At 46.1% G+C, this 23,571-nt stretch carries 22 protein-coding genes; 7 read left to right on the forward strand and 15 right to left on the reverse strand.

The genetic code is table 11. The features are described 5' to 3' along the window. Positions 1-287 precede the first annotated feature (287 nt). On the forward strand, positions 288-1,190 hold the full coding sequence (locus H9630_RS16580) for a cation diffusion facilitator family transporter (RefSeq protein ID WP_191716622.1): 903 nt from the start codon (positions 288-290) through the stop codon (positions 1,188-1,190). A 58-nt stretch (positions 1,191-1,248) separates the two neighbouring features. Here the strand turns inward: H9630_RS16580 and H9630_RS16585 are convergent, their stop codons facing one another. The 7 genes from H9630_RS16585 to H9630_RS16615 form a co-directional block, all read right to left on the reverse strand. Next, positions 1,249-2,307, reverse strand: a complete 1,059-nt coding sequence (locus tag H9630_RS16585) for a mechanosensitive ion channel family protein (protein WP_225218621.1) — start codon at positions 2,305-2,307, stop codon at positions 1,249-1,251. Between the two features lie 9 nt (positions 2,308-2,316). Continuing rightward, positions 2,317-3,627, reverse strand: a complete 1,311-nt coding sequence (locus H9630_RS16590; protein WP_191716623.1) for a DUF2254 domain-containing protein — start codon at positions 3,625-3,627, stop codon at positions 2,317-2,319. Positions 3,628-3,728: 101 nt separating this feature from the next. Then, positions 3,729-4,925: a cytochrome P450 family protein gene (locus H9630_RS16595; RefSeq protein ID WP_191716624.1), complete on the reverse strand. Its 1,197-nt coding sequence runs from the start codon at positions 4,923-4,925 to the stop codon at positions 3,729-3,731. 93 nt (positions 4,926-5,018) lie between these two features. Next, positions 5,019-5,810, reverse strand: coding sequence for an enoyl-CoA hydratase/isomerase family protein (locus tag H9630_RS16600; RefSeq protein ID WP_191716625.1), 792 nt, complete (start codon positions 5,808-5,810; stop codon positions 5,019-5,021). Between the two features lie 18 nt (positions 5,811-5,828). Next, positions 5,829-6,554 (reverse strand): 2-phosphosulfolactate phosphatase, encoded by a 726-nt coding sequence (locus tag H9630_RS16605; RefSeq protein WP_191716626.1) that lies wholly within the window; start codon positions 6,552-6,554, stop codon positions 5,829-5,831. Positions 6,555-6,558: 4 nt separating this feature from the next. Then, positions 6,559-7,626, reverse strand: coding sequence for a phosphotransferase family protein (locus H9630_RS16610; protein WP_191716627.1), 1,068 nt, complete (start codon positions 7,624-7,626; stop codon positions 6,559-6,561). A gap of 77 nt (positions 7,627-7,703) precedes the next feature. After that, a complete protein-coding gene (locus tag H9630_RS16615; RefSeq protein WP_191716628.1) occupies positions 7,704-9,311 on the reverse strand; it encodes a long-chain-fatty-acid--CoA ligase in 1,608 nt (535 codons plus the stop codon). A gap of 368 nt (positions 9,312-9,679) precedes the next feature. Between H9630_RS16615 and rsgA the strand changes: the two genes are divergently transcribed. Then, the gene (gene rsgA / locus H9630_RS16620) at positions 9,680-10,735 is read left to right on the forward strand and encodes a ribosome small subunit-dependent GTPase A (protein ID WP_191716629.1); all 1,056 of its coding nucleotides are present in this window, start codon (positions 9,680-9,682) and stop codon (positions 10,733-10,735) included. A 35-nt stretch (positions 10,736-10,770) separates the two neighbouring features. Here the strand turns inward: rsgA and H9630_RS16625 are convergent, their stop codons facing one another. From H9630_RS16625 to H9630_RS16640, 4 genes are all read right to left on the reverse strand, one after another. Beyond that, on the reverse strand, positions 10,771-11,412 hold the full coding sequence (locus H9630_RS16625) for a response regulator (RefSeq protein WP_191716630.1): 642 nt from the start codon (positions 11,410-11,412) through the stop codon (positions 10,771-10,773). Positions 11,413-11,428: 16 nt separating this feature from the next. Beyond that, positions 11,429-12,544 (reverse strand): GAF domain-containing sensor histidine kinase, encoded by a 1,116-nt coding sequence (locus tag H9630_RS16630; RefSeq protein WP_191716651.1) that lies wholly within the window; start codon positions 12,542-12,544, stop codon positions 11,429-11,431. A 273-nt stretch (positions 12,545-12,817) separates the two neighbouring features. Beyond that, positions 12,818-14,518 carry a phospho-sugar mutase gene (locus H9630_RS16635; protein WP_191716631.1) on the reverse strand — a complete coding sequence of 567 codons (1,701 nt, stop codon included), beginning with the start codon at positions 14,516-14,518 and terminating at the stop codon, positions 12,818-12,820. Positions 14,519-14,709: 191 nt separating this feature from the next. After that, complete coding sequence (locus H9630_RS16640) at positions 14,710-16,254, reverse strand: carbon-nitrogen hydrolase family protein (protein WP_191716632.1); 1,545 nt, start codon at positions 16,252-16,254, stop codon at positions 14,710-14,712. A gap of 132 nt (positions 16,255-16,386) precedes the next feature. On the opposite strand from H9630_RS16640, the gene H9630_RS16645 reads away from it, so the two are divergent. The 3 genes from H9630_RS16645 to H9630_RS16655 are packed head-to-tail and all read left to right on the forward strand — an operon-like array spanning position 16,387 to position 18,185. Next, positions 16,387-16,818, forward strand: a complete 432-nt coding sequence (locus H9630_RS16645) for a disulfide oxidoreductase (protein ID WP_191716633.1) — start codon at positions 16,387-16,389, stop codon at positions 16,816-16,818. Further along, positions 16,815-17,285, forward strand: coding sequence for a thioredoxin family protein (locus H9630_RS16650; protein WP_191716634.1), 471 nt, complete (start codon positions 16,815-16,817; stop codon positions 17,283-17,285). The genes H9630_RS16645 and H9630_RS16650 overlap by 4 nt, the downstream gene beginning before the upstream one ends. A 54-nt stretch (positions 17,286-17,339) precedes the next feature. Continuing rightward, positions 17,340-18,185: an RluA family pseudouridine synthase gene (locus H9630_RS16655; protein WP_191716635.1), complete on the forward strand. Its 846-nt coding sequence runs from the start codon at positions 17,340-17,342 to the stop codon at positions 18,183-18,185. A 38-nt stretch (positions 18,186-18,223) separates the two neighbouring features. Here H9630_RS16655 and H9630_RS16660 read toward each other — a convergent pair whose 3' ends face one another. Then, positions 18,224-19,054 (reverse strand): aldo/keto reductase, encoded by an 831-nt coding sequence (locus tag H9630_RS16660; protein ID WP_191716636.1) that lies wholly within the window; start codon positions 19,052-19,054, stop codon positions 18,224-18,226. A gap of 151 nt (positions 19,055-19,205) precedes the next feature. Between H9630_RS16660 and H9630_RS16665 the strand changes: the two genes are divergently transcribed. Then, complete coding sequence (locus H9630_RS16665) at positions 19,206-20,507, forward strand: NCS2 family permease (protein WP_191716637.1); 1,302 nt, start codon at positions 19,206-19,208, stop codon at positions 20,505-20,507. Between the two features lie 38 nt (positions 20,508-20,545). On the opposite strand, the gene H9630_RS16670 is transcribed toward H9630_RS16665, so the two are convergent. The 3 genes from H9630_RS16670 to queG form a co-directional block, all read right to left on the reverse strand. After that, a complete protein-coding gene (locus H9630_RS16670) occupies positions 20,546-20,854 on the reverse strand; it encodes a hypothetical protein (RefSeq protein ID WP_404825541.1) in 309 nt (102 codons plus the stop codon). 335 nt (positions 20,855-21,189) lie between these two features. Next, positions 21,190-21,663 (reverse strand): tRNA (uridine(34)/cytosine(34)/5-carboxymethylaminomethyluridine(34)-2'-O)-methyltransferase TrmL, encoded by a 474-nt coding sequence (trmL, locus tag H9630_RS16675; protein WP_191716638.1) that lies wholly within the window; start codon positions 21,661-21,663, stop codon positions 21,190-21,192. A 9-nt stretch (positions 21,664-21,672) separates the two neighbouring features. Then, positions 21,673-22,818 (reverse strand): tRNA epoxyqueuosine(34) reductase QueG, encoded by a 1,146-nt coding sequence (gene queG / locus H9630_RS16680; protein WP_191716639.1) that lies wholly within the window; start codon positions 22,816-22,818, stop codon positions 21,673-21,675. A 66-nt stretch (positions 22,819-22,884) separates the two neighbouring features. On the opposite strand from queG, the gene H9630_RS16685 reads away from it, so the two are divergent. Continuing rightward, positions 22,885-23,547, forward strand: coding sequence for a B3/B4 domain-containing protein (locus tag H9630_RS16685; RefSeq protein WP_191716640.1), 663 nt, complete (start codon positions 22,885-22,887; stop codon positions 23,545-23,547). The last annotated feature ends 24 nt before the right edge of the window (positions 23,548-23,571 follow it).

A 23,571-nucleotide genomic window follows, 5' to 3' on the forward strand; every position in this document is an offset into this window, starting at 1 on the left:
TATAATCTTTTGCTTATATAAGTGAACATTAAATTTATGTAAAGATTATGAACCGACCTGTCATAAAGTCATTTACTATTGACATTGCTGAAAAAGACATTGATACTATTTAAAGACGCTTTGCTAATCTCTATTTCTGCATGCCTGTCGAATCGGGCTTATATTCGGGTCCAGTTCAACATTACCAAAATACAGTCCACAACTTATATGATAGATAAAGATCATGAAGCGGCCCTCCTTTGAGGGTCGTTTCACTTTGTTTCAGAGACTTGGAGGCGGGAAACTTTATGGACCTGTATACAAATTTGCGCAAAGGGGAAAAAGGTGCCTGGATCAGTATCGGTGCGTACGTCTTCCTCAGTGCCATTAAACTAACTTTCGGTTTTTTGGGTTCTTCTGAAGCCCTTAAAGCTGATGGTTTAAACAACTTGACGGATATTATCGCTTCAATCGCGGTCCTCGTTGGTCTGAGGATTTCCCAGAAGCCGCCGGACGAAAACCATCACTACGGACATTTGCGCGCCGAAACCATTGCCTCCTTGTTGGCTTCGTTCATCATGGCGGTTATCGGGCTGCAAGTTCTGATGAATGCGGTCCGTTCGATTTTCGAGCCGGTTGCTGAAGTTCCTTCTTTATTCACCGCCTGGATCGCTTTTTTCTCCGCTATCGTCATGTATGGCGTCTATCGCTATAATTTAAAACTCAGCAGGGAAATCAAGAGCTCGGCGGTCCGTGCCGCAGCCTATGACAACCGTTCAGATGCACTGGTCAGTATCGGTGCCGGAATCGGAATCATCGGTGCAATTTTCGGAGCACCGGTCCTTGATATCATTACAGCTTTCATCGTCGGGTTGATCATCATCAAGACCGCACTGGATATCTTCAAAGAGTCTGTCATTACCTTGACGGATGGCTTTGACGAAGATGAAGTGGAGACCTTGTCTGTGCTGGTAAGAAGAGTCCCCGGTGTCATTACACTGCGTGACTTTAAAGGACGCAACCACGGCAATGTCATGTTCATCGATTTGACGGTCAGTGTCGCTCCTAACTTGAATGTAGTGGAAAGCCATTGGATTACTGAAGAAATCGAACGCAAAATCCAAAAGGTGAAACCGCATTGCGTCATTCTCGTCCATATTGAACCGGATTATTCTTTTACGGCCGCTCAGGAAGATGACTTTGACGAATAAATGAAGTAAGATGCTCAAACACAATAAAAGTCCATGGCTTTTCGGAAGCCATGGACTTTTATTGTGTTTCATATACCGTTTTAGCCAATTTCACATCATGGTTAATAAAATCTTCCGCAATGGCATGGCGAATATTGCTTTCAAGCCTTTCTTTCATTTCAACATCAGCCACTTGTACTTCCACTTGGAAATCCAATGCCGAATTCCGGAAATCAATAAACCGAACATCGGCTTTTTTTTCAGGTATCCCTTTCATCAATTCCGCCGCCTTTATTGCGGCATCTTTGAGAATCCTTTCAATTCGTTCTGTATCGCTGCCGTATTCGACACTTACGACAACCCGAGCATATAATTGTGCACTGGAACGATTTTTAACGATTTGTTCGATAAAATACTGATTGGGAACTACCAATGTCCCTTCTTTCAATGTCTCGATAACAGTTGATCTGAGTTTAATTTTTGTAATACGTCCAATCTTTTTATCGATTTCCACCATTTCACCGACTTCCATCGGCCTTTCAAACAGAATAATAATGCCTGATACAAAGTTGGCAGCTATATTGCGCACACCGAAGCCGATGCCGATTCCTAGAACACTGAACACGAAACCGAGAGCTGTTAAATCTAAGCCAACTGTCGTGAAACTGATGGCCAATGCCAGGAACATCACCACGTAATACAGAAGCCGATTAATAGTATAGCCCATGCCAATGTCAATATTGAATTGTTCATAAACAAACGGCATGACGTAATGGTTAAATGCTTTTATGAGGCGGCTGGCAAATGTCACAATCATTATAGCCACTATTATGAGCAGAATGGATATCTCCACTCCTTCTGTTTCGTAAAAAGGCAGCGTTAACCATTGTTCTCTGGAAAAATAGAAGAGGAAGAAAAGGATGCCTCCGTAGAGCACAAGCCAATTTAAGACATCTTCAATCACTGGGTAAATACGCTCTTTGAAATCTTTGGAAGGGCTCAGCTTCCTAAAGAGGAATAAAACCAGAGATTTTGCTATGAGTATCAATGCAAGATAAACGAAGAACATGAAAAATTCCCCGATAGACAAATTCCGTAAGAAATCAATTCCTTTAAACAACTGGCTGCTTTGCATCATTTCCCTCCTTTACCGGCTGATGACGGGCGATTCTAATAAGATATTATAAGAATGCCGGCCAGTGGCTTCAGCAAGTTGGTCGACCTTTCGTTGAAGCGCAATATGATCGTATGATTTCAACTGATTTTGATCGATGTTTTCCAGAATATAGCCGTGAACTTCCCATAGTTCTTGGTGATGCTGGCAGGGTGCAAGTTCAGCTGCCACTTTCAATGATTCCATCATGGAGGTCAAAACCGAGATATCTTCTTTTCCATAATGGGATAACTGGTAAAAAGTATTGTACAAGATATTTTTATAAGATGGAAAACGGTACAGCACCCGCTCACTTTTCTTGCCGCCCCCCAAAAGGAATGGGCCAGTTTTCAAACAGCCTAATTGCCCTAACAGGCGACCTAGCCGGATGATGATTTCATTGGCAGTGTTGGGATCGTTAATCCCAGGAGAAATAGCACGCAAGGCAACTTCGACTAGTTTTTGAATCGCAAAATCGAAATCCTGTTCAGAAGTCCTGGAAGTCCCGAGCGAATAAAATCTTGCAGCAGGAAGCTCCAACTCCTTTACTTTGTAAATATGAAAAATCGGCTTGCCTTCGTATACATAATCTCCAGTTTTGACAAGAATCTCTACTTTCAAGTCATGTTTTTCTGCGTAATCCACCAGCTTGCCAAAAGAAAGATAGTGAATATAGCCTTCTTTTTCTGCCTGATGGATTTCTTTGATGCCAATCGGATTCCATTCTATTGCTTCTCCGTTTTCGCTTTCTTGCAATTCTCTGATTTTGGAAATAGCTCGTTCTGTATCTCCAATCAACTCATTGACTAATTGACCAACCTGCACATGGGTAGCAATGTAATGAATAAAGTAAGCAAAAGTGGAGAGACAGAAAAAGGCGATAACAATTCCAACAAACGTGGAAATTACGTCAGTACTATATAAATCATCTCTCATAAACAGCAATGATAATGTATTGTAAATGAAGCCACTGAGAAAAATCCCCAAAACTCGCCAGGTAATTTTATCGTGAATGAAATTTTTTAATGTTCGTGGTGAAAATTGTGAAGAATACATAGTCAGAACAACCAGTATTGTTGAAAAAGTAAAGGTGGTCATGGTCAAAAGTGCACCTGATAGACTCCCCATAATAGTCTTAGCCAGATCAACATTCGGCAATAAAATTGAAGGGATATAAGGCTTGAGTCTTTCAATGTATAAAAGGTCAATGTAGAAAAACGTAATCGACAGGAGAACTGCCATCAAGATATACAAAGCTGGAGTAAGCCACAGTTTTTCCTTCATCCAAAATGATAGCGACTTCATATTTCCTCCCCTCTCTTGTCACGCCCTTTCTAATCCCCTTTCCCTTGATGGCTTTTGGACAAACAAAAAAGGCTGGATAGCTTCCAGCCTTTGTTTCATCTTCATTTTAGCAGCATCGGCAATTCCTTGACGCCGCGGACAATCATGCCCGGCCGCCAATCTAATCTATCGCTGTCTGCAGCCAGCTTCATTTGCGGAAACCGTTTCAACAGACTGGCGATGGCAATTTCCCCTTCCAAGCGCGCTAGAGGTGCTCCAAGACACATATGAATTCCTTTACCAAATGCCAAGTGCGGACTTTTTTCACGCTCGATATTGAATAGCTCAGGATGTTCGAATTGCGCTTCGTCATGATTTGCAGAATTCAACGACACTACCACCAAATCGCCTTTTTTCAGTTGTTTTCCTTGAAACTCGAAATCTTCGCCCGCCCATCGCGACGTGCTGAATTCCACGGGTCCATTAAAGCGCAAAGATTCTTCGATGGCTTGAGTAATCAGCTCAGGCTGCTGTTCCAACAGTTGTCGCTGCTCCGGATGTTCCATCAGGGACAACACTGTATTGCCGATCAAATTCACCGTGGTTTCATGTCCGGCGATGATCAATAACGTCACTACACCATACAGCTCACGTTCGCTTAACCGGTCACCTTCTTCCTCCGCTTGAATGAGGCTGCTGATCAGATCATCTCCCGGTTGCTCCCGGACTTTCGCAAACCACTGTCCCAGGTATTGGACAAATTCATTCATGTGCTGATAGACAGTAGCTCCCAGTTCTCCACTGGTCCCTTCAATCAGTGAATTGGACCAAAGCCTGAATTTATTACGGTCAGCCGAAGGAACACCTAAAATTTCACAAATGACAATAATCGGCAGCGGAAAAGCAAATTCATCAATCAAATCGATTTGATTTTTTCCTTCCATATCCGCTAATAGTTCATCCGTTATTTCCTGGATCCTGCCCCGCATACCCGAAATCATTTTAGGCGTAAAAGCTTTCTGGGCAAGTCCGCGCAGCCGTTTGTGATCCGGTGGGTCAGCAAATAGCATGTTTTGTGTAAAGACACTCAACATGTCCATACTGCCCCCATAGATTTTCGACATATCCTTAATAAAACGGGGGTCTTTCAAGACTTCTTCTGCGTCTGCATATCGCGTCACCATCCAGCCGCTCTGGCCATCGGGAAAACGAACCGCGTGCACAGGGTCCTCTTCCCGTAATTTGCTGTAGACCGGATAGGGATTTTGTGTAAATTGTTCCGAAAACAAGCCGTAATTACCGGTACGGTCTGAAGTCATTGCCACTCCTCCTTTTTCCTTTTCTATACCCCTCCTCCACTGGAATCATCTCGTTCAAATTTACCAAATTCTCCTATATGTTATTCCTTCAATTCATAGCACACTTTGCACTCCATTAAACACGGGTTTGCGTTTTTCCTTAAAAGCAGAGACGCCTTCCAAATGATCTTCTGTCGTAATCATCATTGCTTGCGTGATGCGTTCCTGTTCCAAGATTTCCGCCAATCCCATCGTCGCCGATTGATCTGCAATTTTCTTCATCAGCCCGAAGGCTTTAGCTGGGCCGTTCGCCAATTTTTCAGCAAAGCGGAAGGCCTCTTGCTCCAATTTTTCCAGTGGATGCATATGATTGACGATGCCCCATTGATGAGCAGTTTCAGCAGTAATCGGCTGTGCGTTAAAAAATAATTCCTTGGCGCGGTAAGGGCCGATTAGGCGTGGCAGGAAATACAAACCGCCCCCATCTGAAATCAGCCCCACTTGAGAAAAGCTCATAACGAATTTGCTGTCTTCAGCCGCTAAGATGATGTCGCTCGCCAAAGCGATGTTAAAAGCAGCTCCTGCTGCAAAGCCATGGACCGCTGCGATGATCGGCTTTTCCAGTGAACGCATCGCCAATACCACTTTGTTCAATTTTCCGATATGGTCATATGTTTCTTGAGATCCCGCTTGGCCCATCGTCTTCACATCTCCACCTGCAGAAAATGATCTGCCTGCTCCTGACAGGATAATTACCCGGATGTCCGGATTGCTGGCAGCGCCCAGTATTTCACGATGTAACCCTTCAATCATTTCAGGGCTGAATGCATTCAAACTGTCAGGCCGATTCAGTTGCAGCGACAGTACAGCCCCTTGCAATTTAACGTTTAAGTGTTTATTTTCCATTTTGCTTCCCCCTCAATCTTATTTGATAACCAATTTTCCATCTTCTAGCCAAGGCACAAGGTCGATCAATCCGCAATTAGCAATAAAATCAATTTCTTCTTCAAATCCACTGCGCATCAGCATTTCTCCTACCCGTGAATCCTTCAAAATTTTTTCTGCCTGGTGAGCATTCGAACGGTAAAAAAGACGCGCTGCTTTTGCCGAATCCGTCAACTCCCAATGGTTTGTGTGGTTCATCAGACAATCCACAAAATACCCCGCGCCATATAAATCCTCCATGCAAAATTCTCCGCCTGATCCTGAACAGACGGCGACAATCGTTTCTCCACGATGGACTGCAACTATCTTCTTTGCTACTGCCTCCCCATTCAACAAACTAGCGGTGTACACTTTCTTTGCAGCAGCAGATTTCCGTATGGCTACGGTTCCATTTGTGGTCGACAGCAGTACGGTTTTCCCTTTGATTTGCTCCTTCAACTGCAACGGATTCGGATCTAAAAAACCTTCGATGGTCTTGCCATTGTATTCCCCGACCAAACAAAAACTGTCGGCCTCTCTTCCTTTCGCTTCACGGAGCGCTTCTTCGCCATTCAACACCGGCACGACTTCGTTTGCCCCGTGCCAAAAACAGGCTGTGATGGTCGAGGTCGCCAGCAGCACATCGAATATCACTGCGGTTTTATCTTCTTGCATTTTGGCATCATCAATTTCTTCTTTTTTCAATAATACATGAAGTTTCGGCACCGATTCACTCCCTCTGCGCTGTCGCCAACGCATGCTGCATCAAACTTTTAACAAATTGATTAAAATGAGAAAAACGCGAATCCTGCGTTTGTCCTTTTTTATAACGATAGTAGATTTGCTGAATGATCACAGCCAATTTAAAATACGCAAAAGTTAAATAAAAATGCATATTTGAAACATCCCGCCCACTTTTTTCACCGTAGCGGGCAATAAATTCATTGCGGCTATAAAACCCATCCAATACCGTTACCGGCGGTTTGCCAAGCCCATTTTTAAGCAATTCAGGATCATCTGCCTGAATCCAGTAACTCATCGCTACACCTACATCAGCCAGCGGGTCGCCAACTGTCGTCATTTCCCAATCAAACAGTCCTGTCATATCGGAAAAGTCTTCCGAAAACAAAGCGTTGTTCAGTTTGAAATCGTAATGGATGATGGCGGGTTCCCTTGAAACTGGAATGTTTTTCAGCATCCACTCCTTCAACTGCTTTACGCCTTCAATGTCGTCGGTCCGGGCGCGATCATAACGCCCAATCCAGCCTTCCACTTGCCGTTGCATGAAACCTTCAGGCTTGGCGATGTCAGCAAGCGGTGTTTTTGTATAATCCAACGCATGAAGTTCAACAAGCAGATCGACCATTTTCTCCGAAATTTTTCGGCCCAGTTCTTTCGTCGGTTCAATCCCTTCTGGAAATTCGGTATCCAATACAATGCCATGCCGCCTTTCCATCACAAAAAAAGGACTGCCAATAATGGATTCATCAGCTGAAAATACAAAAGGTTTTGGTGCTGTTTTAAAAACCGGATGCAGAGCGGACAAAATTTTATATTCACGCTCCATGTCATGCGCTTTCGGAGCGACCGGCCCTAAGGGCGGTCTTCTGAGTACAGCTTCCCAGCCGCCGATTTGCAGTGCATAAGTTAAGTTCGAATGCCCGGTACCGAATTGCCGGACCTTCAATTCCCCTGTCGGCAGCTCATCGATATGATTGCGCAGAAAACGTTCAAGCTCTGCATAATCCAATTCTTCTCCAGCTCTTACCGGAATCGTCATGTTTTTCTGTACCGACATGCTCCTTCACCTCTTCAACTAAATTTTCCTGCATTCAGAAATAACCCGGAATCTTGTGTATTTTTCGCCTACCCCATTCAGTTCTGTTCTTCCCGAAGTGCTCGCCTCAAAATTTTCCCAACATTGGTTTTCGGCAATTCATCGCGGAATTCAATAACGCGCGGTACTTTATAGGCAGCCATCTTGTCTTTTGCCCAAACTATCAACTGTTCTTCAGTGATGTCAGCTCCTTGTCTTTTCACAACAATCGCTTTGACGCTTTCCCCACGGTACGGATCAGCAATTCCAATGGCCACCGCTTCCTGGACAGCCGGATGTTCATAAAGAACTTCCTCGATATCCCGCGGATAGACATTATAGCCGCTTGAAATAATCAGGTCTTTTTTGCGGTCGACGATATAGACATAGCCGCTTTCGTCCATCTTGGCGATGTCACCTGTGAAAAGCCAGCCGTTTTTCAAAGTATGTGCTGTCTCTTCCGGCATGTTCCAATAGCCTTTCATCACTTGCGGTCCGCGAATGATCAATTCCCCTATCTCTCCGGTCGGCATATCTTCTTCTCCCGTAGCCAAATCGACGATTTTGTACTCCGTAGAAGGAAAACCGATTCCGATGCTCCCTGGCTTTCTCTCGGCAAAAGGAGGATTGCAATGCGTAACCGGTGACGCTTCAGACAACCCATAGCCCTCTAAAATTTTGGCTCCTGTTTTGTTTTCAAATTCCTTCATGGTTTCCAGAGGCATCGGCGCACTGCCGCTATTGCATACATTGATGCTATCTATTCCGTACTCTTTCGCTTTCGGATGGTTGGTAATGGCAATATACATCGTCGGTACACCGGGGAATGTCGTTGGTTGCTCCTGCTTGATCGTTTCAAGTACCTCTTCAAGATCAAAGCGCGGCAATAAAATATTTTTGGAGCCGTTTAAAATCGATAAATTCATCGCAGAGGTCATGGCAAATACGTGGAATAATGGAATGACCGTCAGGCAGCTTTCTTCACCGAACGTCACTTCATCTTTGAAAAACTCCTGGGCTTGCAATGCGTTGACAGCAATATTGCGGTGAGTCAGCATAGCACCTTTGGATAGCCCGGTCGTTCCACCTGTATACTGCAATACGGCTACATCTTCTGCTGGGTCAATCGCAGCTGAAGCGACTTTGCCATCCCCTTTTCCAATAAACGAATCAAAATGAATAGCCTGTTCAAGCTCAGGCTTTTCCGTTTCAAAACTGACGACAATGATATTTTTTAAAGCAGTGTCTTTTGCGATCGCTTGAATGCGCGGGTATAGAGGCTCATAAACGACAATGGTTTCCGCTCCTGAATCGTTCAATAAATAACTCAGCTCTTTTTCCAAGAGCATCGGGTTTATTTGTGTGACAATGGCAGCTGCTTTTAAAATCCCGTAATACGAGATGATGTATTGCGGACAATTCGGCAGCATGATGGCAACGCGATCATTCTTATGGATTCCAGTTTGCTGAAGTGACGAAGCAAAGAGCGTCGAGAAAAGGTCCAATTCTTTGTAGGAGATTTCTTTCTGATAAAACTTAATTGCGGTATGATCCGGAATTTTCTCCGCTGTTTCCGTAAGCAATTGCGGCATTGTCTTCTCCGAAAACTTCATTTCTGCAGAAATTCCTTTTGGGTAATGGCTCTTCCAAGTCTGTTCTGTCTTCATTTTCATCCTCCTTAGTAGTTAAAAAGACGTGTGGGACATACCATTAAATACTAACCAGTTGGTATGTTCAGAATATTACCATTATGTTAGCGTTTCCAATTTAAAAATGCAAGTCTTCATTTATTATTCAATAGAATCTTCAGAAAAATAACTTGACGTTCAAATAGGCTTACGGTATTGTAGATTTAACTTGAAGAAAGAGGTGAGGCATTATGGCGATTTTATTTTTGAATACACAATTCCAGTCTATAGTGTCTCCTTCTGTGTATCGCTGACGATACGCTTCTTCCATTATGCCCGGAGACCATGGACTGCGAATTGCGCGCATCCATGGTTTTTTATTTTGCATAAATTAGGAGGAATTATCATTGACGAACATTAACCAGTACGGCTGGAACTCCAGCTGGAAAGAAAAAATATCCGTACCGGGAATTCCCGGCCGCGTAACTTTAGAACATAAAAACTTATACCGCGTAGCAACAGACAACGGAGAATGGCTTTGTTCGTTATCCGGGAAATACCGGCACCAGCATAGCCGCACCGAGTTCCCATGCGTCGGGGATTGGGTTGTCGTTGAGCAGATGCCGGGCGAAGAAAAAGGCATCATCCACCAGGTGCTTCCCCGCACTTCACAATTTTCCAGAAAAACGGCAGGAGAAACATCCGATATTCAATTGATCGCCGTCAACGTCGATACCGTATTTCTGACGATGTCACTGAACCATGATTTTAACGTTCGCCGATTGGAACGTTATTTGCTGGCAGCTTGGGATTCCGGTTCTAACCCGGTTATCGTCCTGACTAAGAAAGACCAGTGTGCGGATATCGAACCTTACCTGCGCCAAGTCGAGAGCGTGGCATTTGGCGTTCCGGTCTACGCTGTATCCGCCCATACAGGAGAAGGCATCGAGGAATTGCAGAAGCAATTGGCCGGCTCCAAGACGGGTGCCCTGCTCGGTTCTTCTGGAGTCGGAAAATCCTCTCTAATCAATGCCCTGTCCGGCAGTGAAATGATGATGGTGCAGGACATTCGTGAAGATGACAGCAAAGGCCGCCATACGACAACACACCGGGAAATGATCCTGCTGCCTGGAGGCGGACTGATGATCGACACTCCCGGTATGCGTGAATTCCAGCTCGGTGATTATTCAGAAGGCGTGGAAGCAGGTTTCAACGATGTCGAAGAATTGGCGCTTGCTTGCCGTTTCCGTGACTGTGCCCATAACGATGAACCGGGATGCCTTGTCCAGGAAGCCCTTCAAAACGGCGAATTGGATGCCGCACGGTACCGGAGCTACTTGAAGCTAAAGCGTGAGCTTGCCCATATGGAACGAAAAAGCGATGCCGCTGCCCAAAAAGCCGAGCGCAGCAAATGGAAACAAGTCACCAAAGACAGCCGGAAACGGCCCGTTAAAAAACGTTAAAAAAGAGTGCGACGGAATTTTCCGTCGCACTCTTTTTAATTTCTTCCCGGTTCTGTCAGCCCATGCTTGACGGCATATAGCGCCGCCTGCGTCCGGTCTTGGACAGCCAGTTTGATGAAAATATTGGAAATATGGGTCTTTACCGTCTTTTCTGTAACGAACAATGCCGACGCAATTTCCCGGTTGCTTTTGCCTTTTGTCAATTCGGCCAATACTTCTTGTTCTCTCGGCGTCAACTGGTTGACGGTATGCGGCGCCGGTTCCGTTGGAGCTTTCATCAGCTCGGAAGACGCTTTCGGATGAAGGGTATTTTCACCGCGCATCAAACTGCGCAATGAAGCCACCAGTTCGTCGGGTTCAATGTCTTTTAACTGATACCCTGCCGCTCCTGCTTCAATCGCCGGCACTACATGATCCTGATCTGAAAAACTGGTCAGCATCAGGACGATGATCTCAGGATACTGTTCTTTAATTTTCCGGGTAGCCTGGATGCCATCCATGACCGGCATCACTAAATCCATCAGGACGATATCCGGCTGAAGGACAGCAGCCATTTCTACTGCTTCTTGACCGTTTACTGCTTCCCCTACCACTTCGATGTCCTTTTGTGTTTTCAAAAAGAACAATAAGCCTCGCCGCACCACATGATGGTCATCGGCTATCAATACTTTCACCATGTTCTTCACTCCTTCATTAATACGGAATCCGGACCAGGATTTCCGTCCCCTTGCCAATTTCACTGGACCAATCGGCTGTTCCACCTTCTGCTTTGGCGCGGTCCCGTATACTTTGGATGCCGATAGATGGCAGATGCACCTCGTGATCGAAGGCGAATCCCCGTCCTTCATCCCTTAAAACCAATAACACATCGGTTGCAGTGACCGATAAATACAATTCCACTTTATTGACGCCGGCGTGTTTTCGCACATTATTCAATGATTCCTGAGCAATTCGGAATAAGGTCTCTTCAATCCGTGAAGGCAATTGGATGACGCCCGTCATTTTTGTTTCAACGGTCAACCCAAGCATTTCGCCATAGCCTTTGATGGCCTCCAACAGCCCACTTTCCAGCCCTTTCGGCCGCAGTTGCCAAATCAACGCCCTCATTTCATTCAACGCTTCCTGCGTCAGGTGTTGGATATCCCGGAATGTCTCCTGAACGGACAGATCTTCCGACATTTCGACGCCTCCACGGGCAGTCAATGTCACCGAAAACAGCAATTGGTTGACCGAATCATGCAAATCACGCGCTAACCGGTTGCGCTCTTTCACGAGTGCCAATTCCTGTTCCTGTTTGGTCAGTCCGATCCGCTTGATGGCCGATCCGATCTGAAAAGCCACCGATTCCAACAACGCCAATTCATCTTTTGAAAAACCGACAGTGTCCGGTGCTGCAATATTCAGCAGTCCAAACTTTTCTTTTCCCGATTGCAGAGGCACTGTCGCATGATGCGTGATGCTGCCTTGCTTTCGTGCTTTGGCTGGCATGGCATTTTCAATACGTTGGCAGGCGATGATATTCGACGCTTTATCCAGATCGCCATCATGGTAACGTTTGACGCACCAGCATCCTCCTTTTTGAAGATGGCGGCAATTATTGTCTTCCAATGGTGCCGGCAGATTTGCCTGCGCCACCAGTTGATGCTTTCCTTTTTCATTGATAAAAAATATCCACGCTGTCTCAAAAGTCGAAGCACTCAATAATTTCCGGATCGCACCATCCAACATACGCGCCATGTCCGTTTCTTCATTGAGCAATTCGGCTATTTCTTTCAATAACGTGATATTGGAGGGTTCACTCATAACCATCATCATCCACCTCATTCATGCTGATTTAACCATACACTTTTCCACACTAATCCTCCCTCGTACTTTTGTACGAGAAAAGCGAAAGCGCCCGTGTAGCTCTGCCGGGCATAAGACAGACCGGCAGTGTGGCGTTCTTTGCCACGCAGTTGGGCTGGCTTATGACCCAAAGAGCTGGGCGCTGGAGTCTGGACACCGAGAAAAGCGGAAGCGCCCGTGCAGCTCTGCCGGGCATAAGACAGAAAGGAAAAGCCCCCTTTTCAGGGAGCCCGATCCTCAACGGCTATTGACTTCTTCCAAAAACGATTCCTTCAGCAGTTCCAGCTTTTCGTCGCTTTCCTGCTGGGTTTTGGCGGTGATTCCGAAATAATACTTTACTTTCGGTTCCGTGCCGCTTGGGCGTACACATACCCAGGAACCATCCTCCAGGAAGTACTTGATGACATTCGACTGTGGCAACTCGATTTTTTCATCTGTGCCCAAGTCGACGAAAACTCGGTTCTGTGTTTCATAGTCCTCAATCGACACGACTGGAATCCCTGCCAAAGCCTTAACCGGTTCCGTACGCAAGTTTTCCAATAAGGCTTTGATTTCGCGCGCGCCATCAATGCCTTTTTTGGTGACCGATACCAGCGATTCCCGGTACCAGCCAAAGCGGTTATAAAGTTCAACCAGAACATCGTGAAGGTTTTTTCCTTGTTTCTTATAGAATGCTGCCGCTTCGACAAGCAATAAGACCGACTGCACAGCATCTTTGTCCCGTGCAAAATCACGGATCAAATAGCCGTAACTTTCTTCGTAGCCGAATAAAAACTCAAATTGCGGATTGGCATCATTATGCTTCAATTTTTCGCCGATGAATTTAAAGCCAGTCAGGACATCTTCACAGCCGACTCCATAAGAATCAGCAACCACTCGGCCGAATTCCGATGTAACGATGGTCTTGAAGATGCGCCCGTTTGTCGGCAAAGTGCCTTTTGCCTGTTTCTGGCTAAGCAGATACTCGATCAAAATAGCACCGGTCTGGTTGCCGCTCAATAATTCGTATTGGCTGCCGCTCCAGACTGCAATCCCGACACGGTCTCCATCCGGATCCACAGCAATCAGCAGATCAGCTCCTGATTTTTTGCCGTATTCTTTCGCCAGTTCGAAGGCAGAACCTTCTTCGGGGTTCGGTGATGCGACTGTCGGAAATTCACCATTAGGTTCCATCTGTTCAGCAACATAGGTGATTTGATCATAACCCGCTCGATCGAGCAGGTTTTTGACTGTCGCACCCGAAGCGCCATGAAGCGGTGTGAAAACTGCTTCGATCGGGCTGGCTGAGTGTTCTTGGACCGTCAGTGCATTGGATAAATAAGCTTCATCCAATTTCTCATCAATGCGCACGAGCAGCGATTCTTCATAGCCTTCATTGACGATGGACAGTTCATCTTCCACACGGCTGACGTAGTCGATGACACGGTCTGCATCTTCCAGATTCAATTGGGCACCGTCTTCTGCATATACTTTATAGCCGTTGTATTCCGGCGGATTGTGGCTTGCCGTAATGACGATGCCCATGAAAGCATTCAAATAACGGACACTGAATGATAATTGCGGTGTCGTCCGTGGACCGCTGTATAAATACGTATGAATTCCGTTCGCGGCAAATGTACGCGCTGCTTCTTCCGCAAATTCCGGGGACATGCGGCGGCTGTCATAAGCAATGACCATTCCACGTGACATCGCCAATTCGCCATTTTCTTTTATGTAATCGGCAATTCCCTGTGACGCTTTTCGGACGGTATAGACGTTCATCCGGTTTGTGCCCGGTCCAATTTCCCCGCGCATGCCTCCAGTACCGAAAACCAAATCCTGATAAAAAGCATCTTCCGCGGATTTTTCGTCTTCCATCAGCACAGTCAATGACTGACGTGTTTCTTCATCAAGTGCATCATGCTCCAACCACCGTTTAATGCGTTCTTTCCATGACATATCCATTCCTCCATCCATAATGATCTAGCTTGAATTACTCATCCTCATCTGTTGATATTCTACAAAACAACTGCGCATTCCTGCAGCAGCTCTGCCTGAAGCCTTCTATAAAAAGAATATTCTTTTGTTTACTCTTCAGTTTAGCAAATATTCCAAAGAAAAGCCGCTCCCATTTTTGGAAGCGGCTGTGATCAGTCTTTTTTGTATTCGACACGGTAGACATCATGGCGACGGTCTTTCAGTTGCTTGACTGTCCCGTTCTGGCGTTGGCGGCGCAGAATTTCCAAATCGACATCTCCAATGAGCACCATTTCCAGGTTGGCATTGGTTTCTCCGACAATTCCATCACGCGCAAATTCGAAATCGGATGGAGCGAAAATACCTGATTGGGCATATTGGATGTCCATATTTTCGGTTTGCGGCAAGTTGCCGACAGTTCCGGAAATGACTGTGTAAATTTGGTTTTCCACAGCACGTGCCTGTGCACAATAACGGACGCGCAAGTATCCTTGGCGGTCTTCCGTACAGAATGGAGTGAAGATGATGTTCGCTCCCATATCTGTCGCAATGCGGGCAAGTTCAGGGAATTCAATATCGTAACAGATCTGGATGGCGATTTTTCCGCAATCTGTATCGAAGACGCGGACAGAATCCCCGGCAGAAATTCCCCACCATTTGCGTTCATTTGGTGTGATGTGGATCTTATACTGTTTGTCGATTGAACCGTCACGGCGGAACAAGTACGCAATGTTGTAGATTTCGTCATCTTCTTCTTTAACGAAATGCGAACCTCCGATGATGTTGACGTTGTAGCGGACAGCAAGATCTGTAAACAATTCAATATACTGAGGCGTGTACTCCGTCAACTTGCGTACGGCCTGGCTTGGCGATGGCTCGTTCAGGAATGACATCAGCTGCGTCGTGAAGATTTCAGGGAATACGACGAAATCCGAATGGGCATCTGAAGCCACGTCCACAAAGTATTCAACCTGGCTGGCCAAGTCATCGAATGATTTAATGGCGCGCATCAAATACTGCACGACACAGATCCGGACCGGCAAGCTGGTTTTGAAATGGCGTTTGGAAATCGGCTTGTAATCAACATTGTTCCATTCCATCAATGTCGCGTATTTGCCTGAAGCCAAATCATCCTGCAGGTAATTCGGGTTGATGCGCATCAATTGGAAGCCGTTCATCAACTGGAAAGTCAAAACCGGATCATAGATTTTATGGCGCGATACTGAATCGACGTATTCACGCGGCGACATTTCATCTGCATGTTTATGGTAATTCGGGATGCGCCCTCCGATGATGATCGACTTCAAGTTCAATTCGCGCGCCAATTCCTTGCGGGCTTCATATAAACGTTGTCCGACTTTCATTCGGCGGTATTCCGGATGCACCATGACTTCAATGCCGTACATATTGTAACCGTCGGGATTGTGGTTGGTGATATAACCAGCGTCCGTTACATCGTCCCAAGTATGGCGATCATCGTATTCATCAAAGTTAATCAACAAACTCGAACATGAGCCAATCACTGTGCCGTCCAATTCAGCGACCATCTGGCCTTGAGGGAAGACCCCCAAATGGCTTCTCAGTTGCTCTTCTTTCCAAGGATCCATTCCAGGAAAGCATAAACGCTGCATTTCCAGGATGGCATCTATATCTGCATAATTCATTTCGCGAATGATCATGCTTTTTTCAAAATGGGATAAATCGAATTGTTCTGCCACAATACAGCTCTCCTTCACAAAAGTTTCAAACTTTATTATATAGGAATGTCGCTCAGGTTGATATTATTTTACTTGTATCACGATAACATTTATAATTCTATGGAAGTATTTATTGAAAAGAGGGAACATCAAATGACGAAACGCCAGGAAAATGTTTTGCTTTCCATGTGGGTTGTGGCACTTATCGCCACGGCGGGTTCGCTTTATTTTTCTGAAATCCGCGGTTATGCCCCGTGCGAACTTTGCTGGATCCAACGCATTTTCATGTATCCGCTGGTTATCGTCATCGGCGTGGCCTATGTACAGAAAAATGTCCGAATTGCTGCCACCACGTTGATTTTCTCCATCGTAGGCGGAGGGATTTCCCTTTACCATTACGGACTCCAGAAGCTCGATTTTCTGGCAGATTCCGCCCCATCCTGCGGTCAGGTGCCGTGTACCGGAGAATACATCAACTTGCTCGGATTTATCACCATTCCGTTTTTGGCGTTGACTGCATTCATCCTGATCGCTGGAATGAGCATTTATTTAGTGAAGTCCCTTAAGGAGGAAAAAGCACAATGAAGAAGTTACTGATCATCGCAGGTATTGTCGTTGTCGTGTTTGCCGGCATCATTTTCTTGACCAACCAGGCAAACAATAAAAAATTGGCGGACAATCCGTACGATACAGAAGATTTGGAACAAGCAACAATTGATCAATTAGACGATGAAAACTACCAGAACATTGTCGTACCGGCTGAGTTGGAAGAGAAAATTGCCAGCGGCGAACCAACCACGGTTTATTTTTTCAGCCCGACTTGCCAATATTGCCAACAGACCACACCGGTCTTGATGCCCGTTGCTGAAGACATGGATGTAGACGTTTTGCAGTATAATCTGTTAGAGTATGAACAGGGCTGGCAGCAATACATGATCGAAGCAACACCAACATTGATCCATTATGACAATGGAGAAGAAGTTTCACGTTGGGTCGGCGCACAGCCGAAAGAGAATATTGAACAATTCTTCACCGATGTAGTTAAAAAATAACTGACAAAAGGATCATGTGCCTTGCGCATGATCCTTTTTTATGGAGGAAACCAGATGACTTGGAGTTATGAAATCAAAGACGACGGCATGACTGTCGAAGAATTATTGAGAACCGAATGGGGCCTCGGCAAGAAAGTGGTCCATCAAATGCGCATGGCCAAAAGCGTCAAAAACGACAAGTTCCAGGAAGTGATCTGGAAAGAGCCATTGCCGGCGGGTACCATCCTGCAATTCGATTTGCCCCCTGCCGACTCACCTTATGAGCCGAAACACGATGTAGAGCTTCCGGTTTTATTCGAAGATGACCACTTTATCGTTGCCCGCAAACCGAAAGGCATGGCTACACATCCCAATGAGGTCGGACAAACCGACACATTTATCAATGCCATTCTCGGCCATATCATCCGCAACGGCGGATCGTACGGCGAGCATGTCCACCGCTTGGACCAAGGAACTTCCGGCCTGTTGATGGTCGCAAAGCATCCTGTTGCCAAAAACGTGCTGGACCGCATGCTGGAACAAAAGCAGCTGGTCCGTGATTATGAAGCTGTCGTCAAAGGCAAGGTCCATAATAAATCCGGCACCATCGACTTCCCGATTGGCCGCGACCGCCACCACCCGACGCGCCGCATGGTTTCCCAAACAGGACAAAGTGCTGTGACCCACTACCGCGTCCTCAAGCAAATGGAAGGCAAATCTTTGCTTCACCTGACGCTTGAAACCGGACGCACACACCAAATCCGTACACACCTTTCACATATCGGCCATCCGATTATGGGAGATACACTTTACGAAGGGCCGCCGACACAAGACGGCGCTTACCATCTGCATGCTTTCCGCATGTCCTTCATCCACCCGTTCACCAATGAAAAAGTGGTTGTTGAAGACTCGGCCAGATAACGAAAAAAGCAAGTTCCTTTTCGGGGAACTTGCTTTTTTTATACCTTGATTTTATCGGGATGCGTGCCGGAGCGCCAATCCTGGTTCAGTCCATCAATCATTTTCATCTCTTCTTGTGTTAAAGAGAAGTCGAAAACCTGCGCGTTTTCTTTGATGCGTGATGGGGTCACTGATTTCGGAATAACAATCAAATCGCTTTGCAGATGCCAGCGGATAACGATTTGCGCAATCGTTTTTCCATGAGTGGCTGCAATTTTAGCGAGGACCTGATCTTCCAGCAACCGCCCACGTGCCAGCGGCGACCAGGAAGTGATCGCAATGTCGTTGGCAGCACAATATTCCCGCAGCGGTTCCTGCGTCAGTTGCGGATGCAATTCGATTTGATTGACCATCGGTTTGGTATTGGCAGTAGCCAGTATTTTCTCCAGATGGTGCTGCTGGTGGTTCGAGACGCCAATTGAACGGACCAGTTTTTCATCATAAAGGCGCTGGATGGCGCGGTACGTATCGATGTATTTCCCTTCGATCGCCCAATGCGTCAAATACAGGTCCAGATAGTCAAAGCCAAGACGCTTTAAAGAAGCTTCGAAAGCGCGCAGCGTTTCATCATAGCCCTGATCTGTATTCCAGACTTTCGACGTGATGAACAGGTCTTCCCGCTTCACGATGGAATTCCGTACCGCTTCCCCTACCTCCACTTCGTTGTCGTAAATGGTTGCCGTATCGATTGCTTTATAGCCTGCTTCAATCGCTGTGGTCATAGCTTTTGTTGCTGCTTCTTTATCCGTCATTTTATATACCCCTAAACCAAAACGCGGCATTTCCACTCCATTATGTAAGGTTTTTGTTGAATTGATCGTTAAATCCATTTTCATCATCCTTTCTTTCTTTTATTGTACAAATAATATTTGATAAATTCGACTTTAAAGATTTCCCAAAAGACCCTTGCACTCTTTCAATAAAGCGAATAATATATATGTTGTCGTTGAAAATCGTTCGTGTTTTGGAAGGAGCTTTTTGATGTTTCATTTAAAAGAAAACAACACTACTATAAAAACTGAAATCACCGCCGGCATGACGACGTTCCTGACTATGGCTTATATCGTCATCGTCAACCCTGTCATATTGGGTGCTGCCGGCGTGCCGTTTGATCAAGTATTTCTGGCAACCATCATCGCTGCCGCCATCGGTACACTGTGGATGGCGCTAGCCGCCAATTACCCGATTGCTATTGCACCGGGGATGGGGTTGAACGCTTATTTCACTTCCATGGTACTCGGGTCGAACGGTGCCATTGATTACGTCACCGCATTTGCAGCCGTGTTCGTCGCCGGACTTATTTTTGTTGCTTTGTCGTTGACTTCCATGCGCAAAGTCTTGATTGAAGCCATTCCTGAAAACTTGAAACATGCCATCACTGCCGGCATCGGACTTTTTATCGCCTTTATCGGCATGAGACTGAGCGGCCTGATTGTTGCCAATGAAGCCAATCTTGTCGGCTTAGGTGATTTGACTTCGCCGCCAGTAGCGTTGACTCTTCTCGGATTGCTGGTTACCGTCATTTTCATGTCACTGAAAATACATGGCGGCATTTTCTACGGAATGATCGTTACAGGAATTGTCGCATTTTTCACCGGGCAATTAAAATTCGAAGGCAGTTTGATGCAGCTTCCTTCATTGCCTGAAGGCATCCTGGTTTGGAATCCAATTGAAGCGTTTCAATTAGTCATTCAATATGGACTTTATGGCGTTGTCTTTTCTTTCCTTCTGGTCACTTTATTTGATACCACCGGCACCATGATCGGTGTAGCCAAACAAGCTGGCTTGATGAAAAACAATAAAATGCCGAGAATGCGGCAGGCATTGCTGGCAGACTCCCTTGCCGCGACTGCGGGTGCCATGGTCGGGACAAGCCCGACTTCCGCTTATGTGGAATCATCTGCAGGTGTTGCAGCGGGTGGGCGTACCGGCTTGACCAGTTTGACCGTCGCCATCCTGTTCATCATGGCTGCATTTTTCGGCCCATTAGTCGGCGCCTTATCGAATGTCGCAGCCATCACAGCCCCTGCATTGATCATCGTCGGAAGCCTGATGATCGGTGCCGTCAAACAGATCGACTGGGAAGAATTCGATGAAGCGTTTCCTGCATTTCTGATTGTCCTGGCCATGCCGCTGACTTCCAGCATCGCAACCGGCATCGCTTTCGGATTCATCACCTACCCGTTGATGAAAGTATTTGTAGGCAAAGGCAAATCGGTTCATCCGATTCTGTATATTTTTGCGGTCCTGTTTGTCATTCAATTGCTAATTGCACCCCATTGACCCAAATAAAAAAACCGCCGACCGGCGGTTTTTTTCTGTTAGATTCGCGCTCTGCTTCCTGACATCGCTGCAGTAATAAGCAATACTGCTGCAGTAATCAAATGGAATACCCAGCCGATTCCTGGAATCCAGGCAATCAAGCTGGTGATGATCCCAAGTATCGATCCGGTTTTCGGTGAATATTCACGGAAACAAAAGAACAAGGTAATGGCGTGAAGCACGAACATGACGCCTAACGCTGAGTAGCCTGTACTGATGACGAAACCGCCACCGATTAATGGAATCGCCAGAAACGCTTCAGCCAAACCTGTAATCCAAAGCAAAGCGACAGAAATTTTCATTTTCATTCGTTATCATCCCTTCTTTGGCTTTCTTATCTATACTATACGGATGAACAGAGCCAAGGTTTCATTTCTCTGAATGTCCCCATCCTTTTCAGACCGTCAGAAATTATCCACATTTCACTTGATGTGGATATTTCATTTTTCCCGATTGTAAGCTATACTAAACAAAGATGCACATTTCAAGGAGGTCATTATTTATGAACTTAATCCTTATTTTGGGTATTTGTGTTTCGTTCCTAGTAGCTATTTTCACTGCTGGATACGATGACAAGCCTGGAACAAACGAAAGAGAATAGTACAAAAGGACAGCGGAATCCGCTGTCCTTTTTTCTATGCCTTTATTCCAATCCAGGGTAATCCTGTTGGCGCAATGCTTCGTACATGAGTATCGCTGCCGTATTCGATAAATTAAGCGAGCGGATGTTGTCGTTCATCGGGATGCGCAGGCAATGATCCGGGTTCTGCTCGATCAATTCCTTCGGCAAGCCTTTTGTTTCCTGTCCGAAAACGAAGAAATGGTCTTTGCCTCTGTCTGAGAAGTCGAATGACGTATGCGGCTGTGCCCCAAACTTTGTAATATAATAGAATTCCCCATCCTGATAGCTGTCAAAAAGTTCCTGCAAGCCGTCGTAATAATGGATATCGACATGCTCCCAATAATCCAGTCCCGCACGTTTCAACATCTTGTCATCTGTCGAGAAACCGAGTGGGCGTATTAAGTGCAGCTTGACTCCCGTCCCTGCGCATGAACGCGCGATATTTCCGGTATTCGCTGGAATCAGCGGTTGGTACAACACAATATGAATAGCCAAATCTGTCACTTATCCTTTCAATCCTTCAGCAAAAAATGCCAATCCTTTTTGAATTTCCTCTTGAACTTCTACGTCGTTCTCTACCACTTCTGCTCTCTTTAAGGCTTGAAGCCCTTCTTCCGTCCCTATCTTGCCGAGTGCCCATGCCGCAGTTCCTCTGATCACCGGCCGCTCGTCGCTTTCCAATAACTTAATCAATGCCGGCACTGCAGACGTTTCCTTGAAATGTGCCAGCGCCAAAATCGCGTTTCGTTGAATCGGTTTTTTGCCCCGCCACGAACCGGATACATAGCCGAACTTATCCTTGAACTCCCGATTGGAAATAGCCAATAAAGGCTCAAGCAAAGGCTTGGCGATTTCCGGATCCGGCTCGAATTCCGCATGGATCCGATTGGCTTTGCCTTTATTTTTCGGACAGACCGTCTGGCACGTGTCGCAGCCATAAAGCCGGTTGCCGATCTTGCCGCGGAATTCATCCGGCAGAAACCCTTTTGTCTGCGTCAAAAACGAAATGCAGCGCTGGGCGTTCAACTGCCCGCCTTCGACAATGGCTCCTGTCGGACAAGTATCGATGCACAAACGGCAATCGCCGCATTGATCTTCCATCGGCTCATCGAAACGGAATGGTATGTTGGTGATCATTTCACCAAGATACACATACGACCCGAATTCCGGCGTGATGATATTGGTGTTCTTGGCACTCCAGCCAATACCGGCGCGTTCTGCCACTGCCCGGTCAGACAGTTCTCCGGTATCCACCATTGACCGCATCCGTGCCTCCGGATAATGAGCGGCAATAAATGCCTCCAACAGCGTCAGACGCTCCCTGAGCGCCGCATGATAATCCTTGCCCCAAGACGACCGGGAGAAAATTCCCCGCCGTGCGCCTTTCACTCCTTGCGGTGCATCCGACATCCGTGATGGATAAGCAATGGCGATGGCGATGATGCTGACAGCTTCATTCAGCAAAAGTTCAGGCCTCGTGCGCTTTTCCACATCCGATTCTTCAAATCCGGACTGGTAATTCAATTGCTGCTGGCGAATCAATTGATGCTTTAAGCTATAAAAAGGTTCGGCTGAAGCAAAACCGATTTTGTCAATTCCGATCTCCGAGGCATACGCAACAAGCTCTTTTTGAAACTGATTAAGATTCATGTCGTAACCCCTCACTCAATTCTATGATACGATAATGAAAACCACATACGTGAAAGGAAGATTGCAATGAAACTGACAATCGATCCTCAAATAAAAGAAATTCTGAGCGAATTTAAAATTGGCATCATTCATTATAACAATATCACCGTTTCCGAGTCACCTCAAATGTTAAAAGGCCGCCTCCAGCTTTTTCAAGAGCAGCTGTACTTTGATTTGGAGGATAAGGACATCACTGAATTCCCCGGCCTGCTGGAATGGCAATTGATATGGAAAGCATTGGGGGCAGATCCCAGCCGCTACCGCCCAGCTGCAGAAGCGCTTTACCGCCGCATCAAAAAGCAGAATTACTTAGCGACCGTCAACTCTGCCATCGATATGAACAGCTTCCTGTCGCTGCAATACGAAATCCCTCTGGGCCTTTATGATGCCGATAAAATTGAAGGTGATATTCAAATTGCTGTAGGGACCTCCGCTGACCGCTATGAGGGCCTGAATAACCGCGTCAATACTTTGACTGGGATTCTGGTATCCAAAGATTCCAAAAGCGCTTTTGGCAGCCCCTACGTCGATTCTAAACGGACCGCTGTGACTGAACAAACAAAAAACGCAGTACATATCTTCTATCTCCGCCCTTCTATGGAAAGAGATACCGCTCTTCAACTGCTGACTGCCGCATCGAATATGTTCACCGGCATCAATGGCGGTGAAGCCGAGTTTTATGTATTATGACCTAAACTAGAAAAAACCGGCGCT

It is taken from the genome of Planococcus wigleyi, assembly GCF_014836985.1.
In the GTDB taxonomy this organism is placed as follows: Bacteria; Bacillota; Bacilli; order Bacillales_A; family Planococcaceae; genus Planococcus; species Planococcus notacanthi.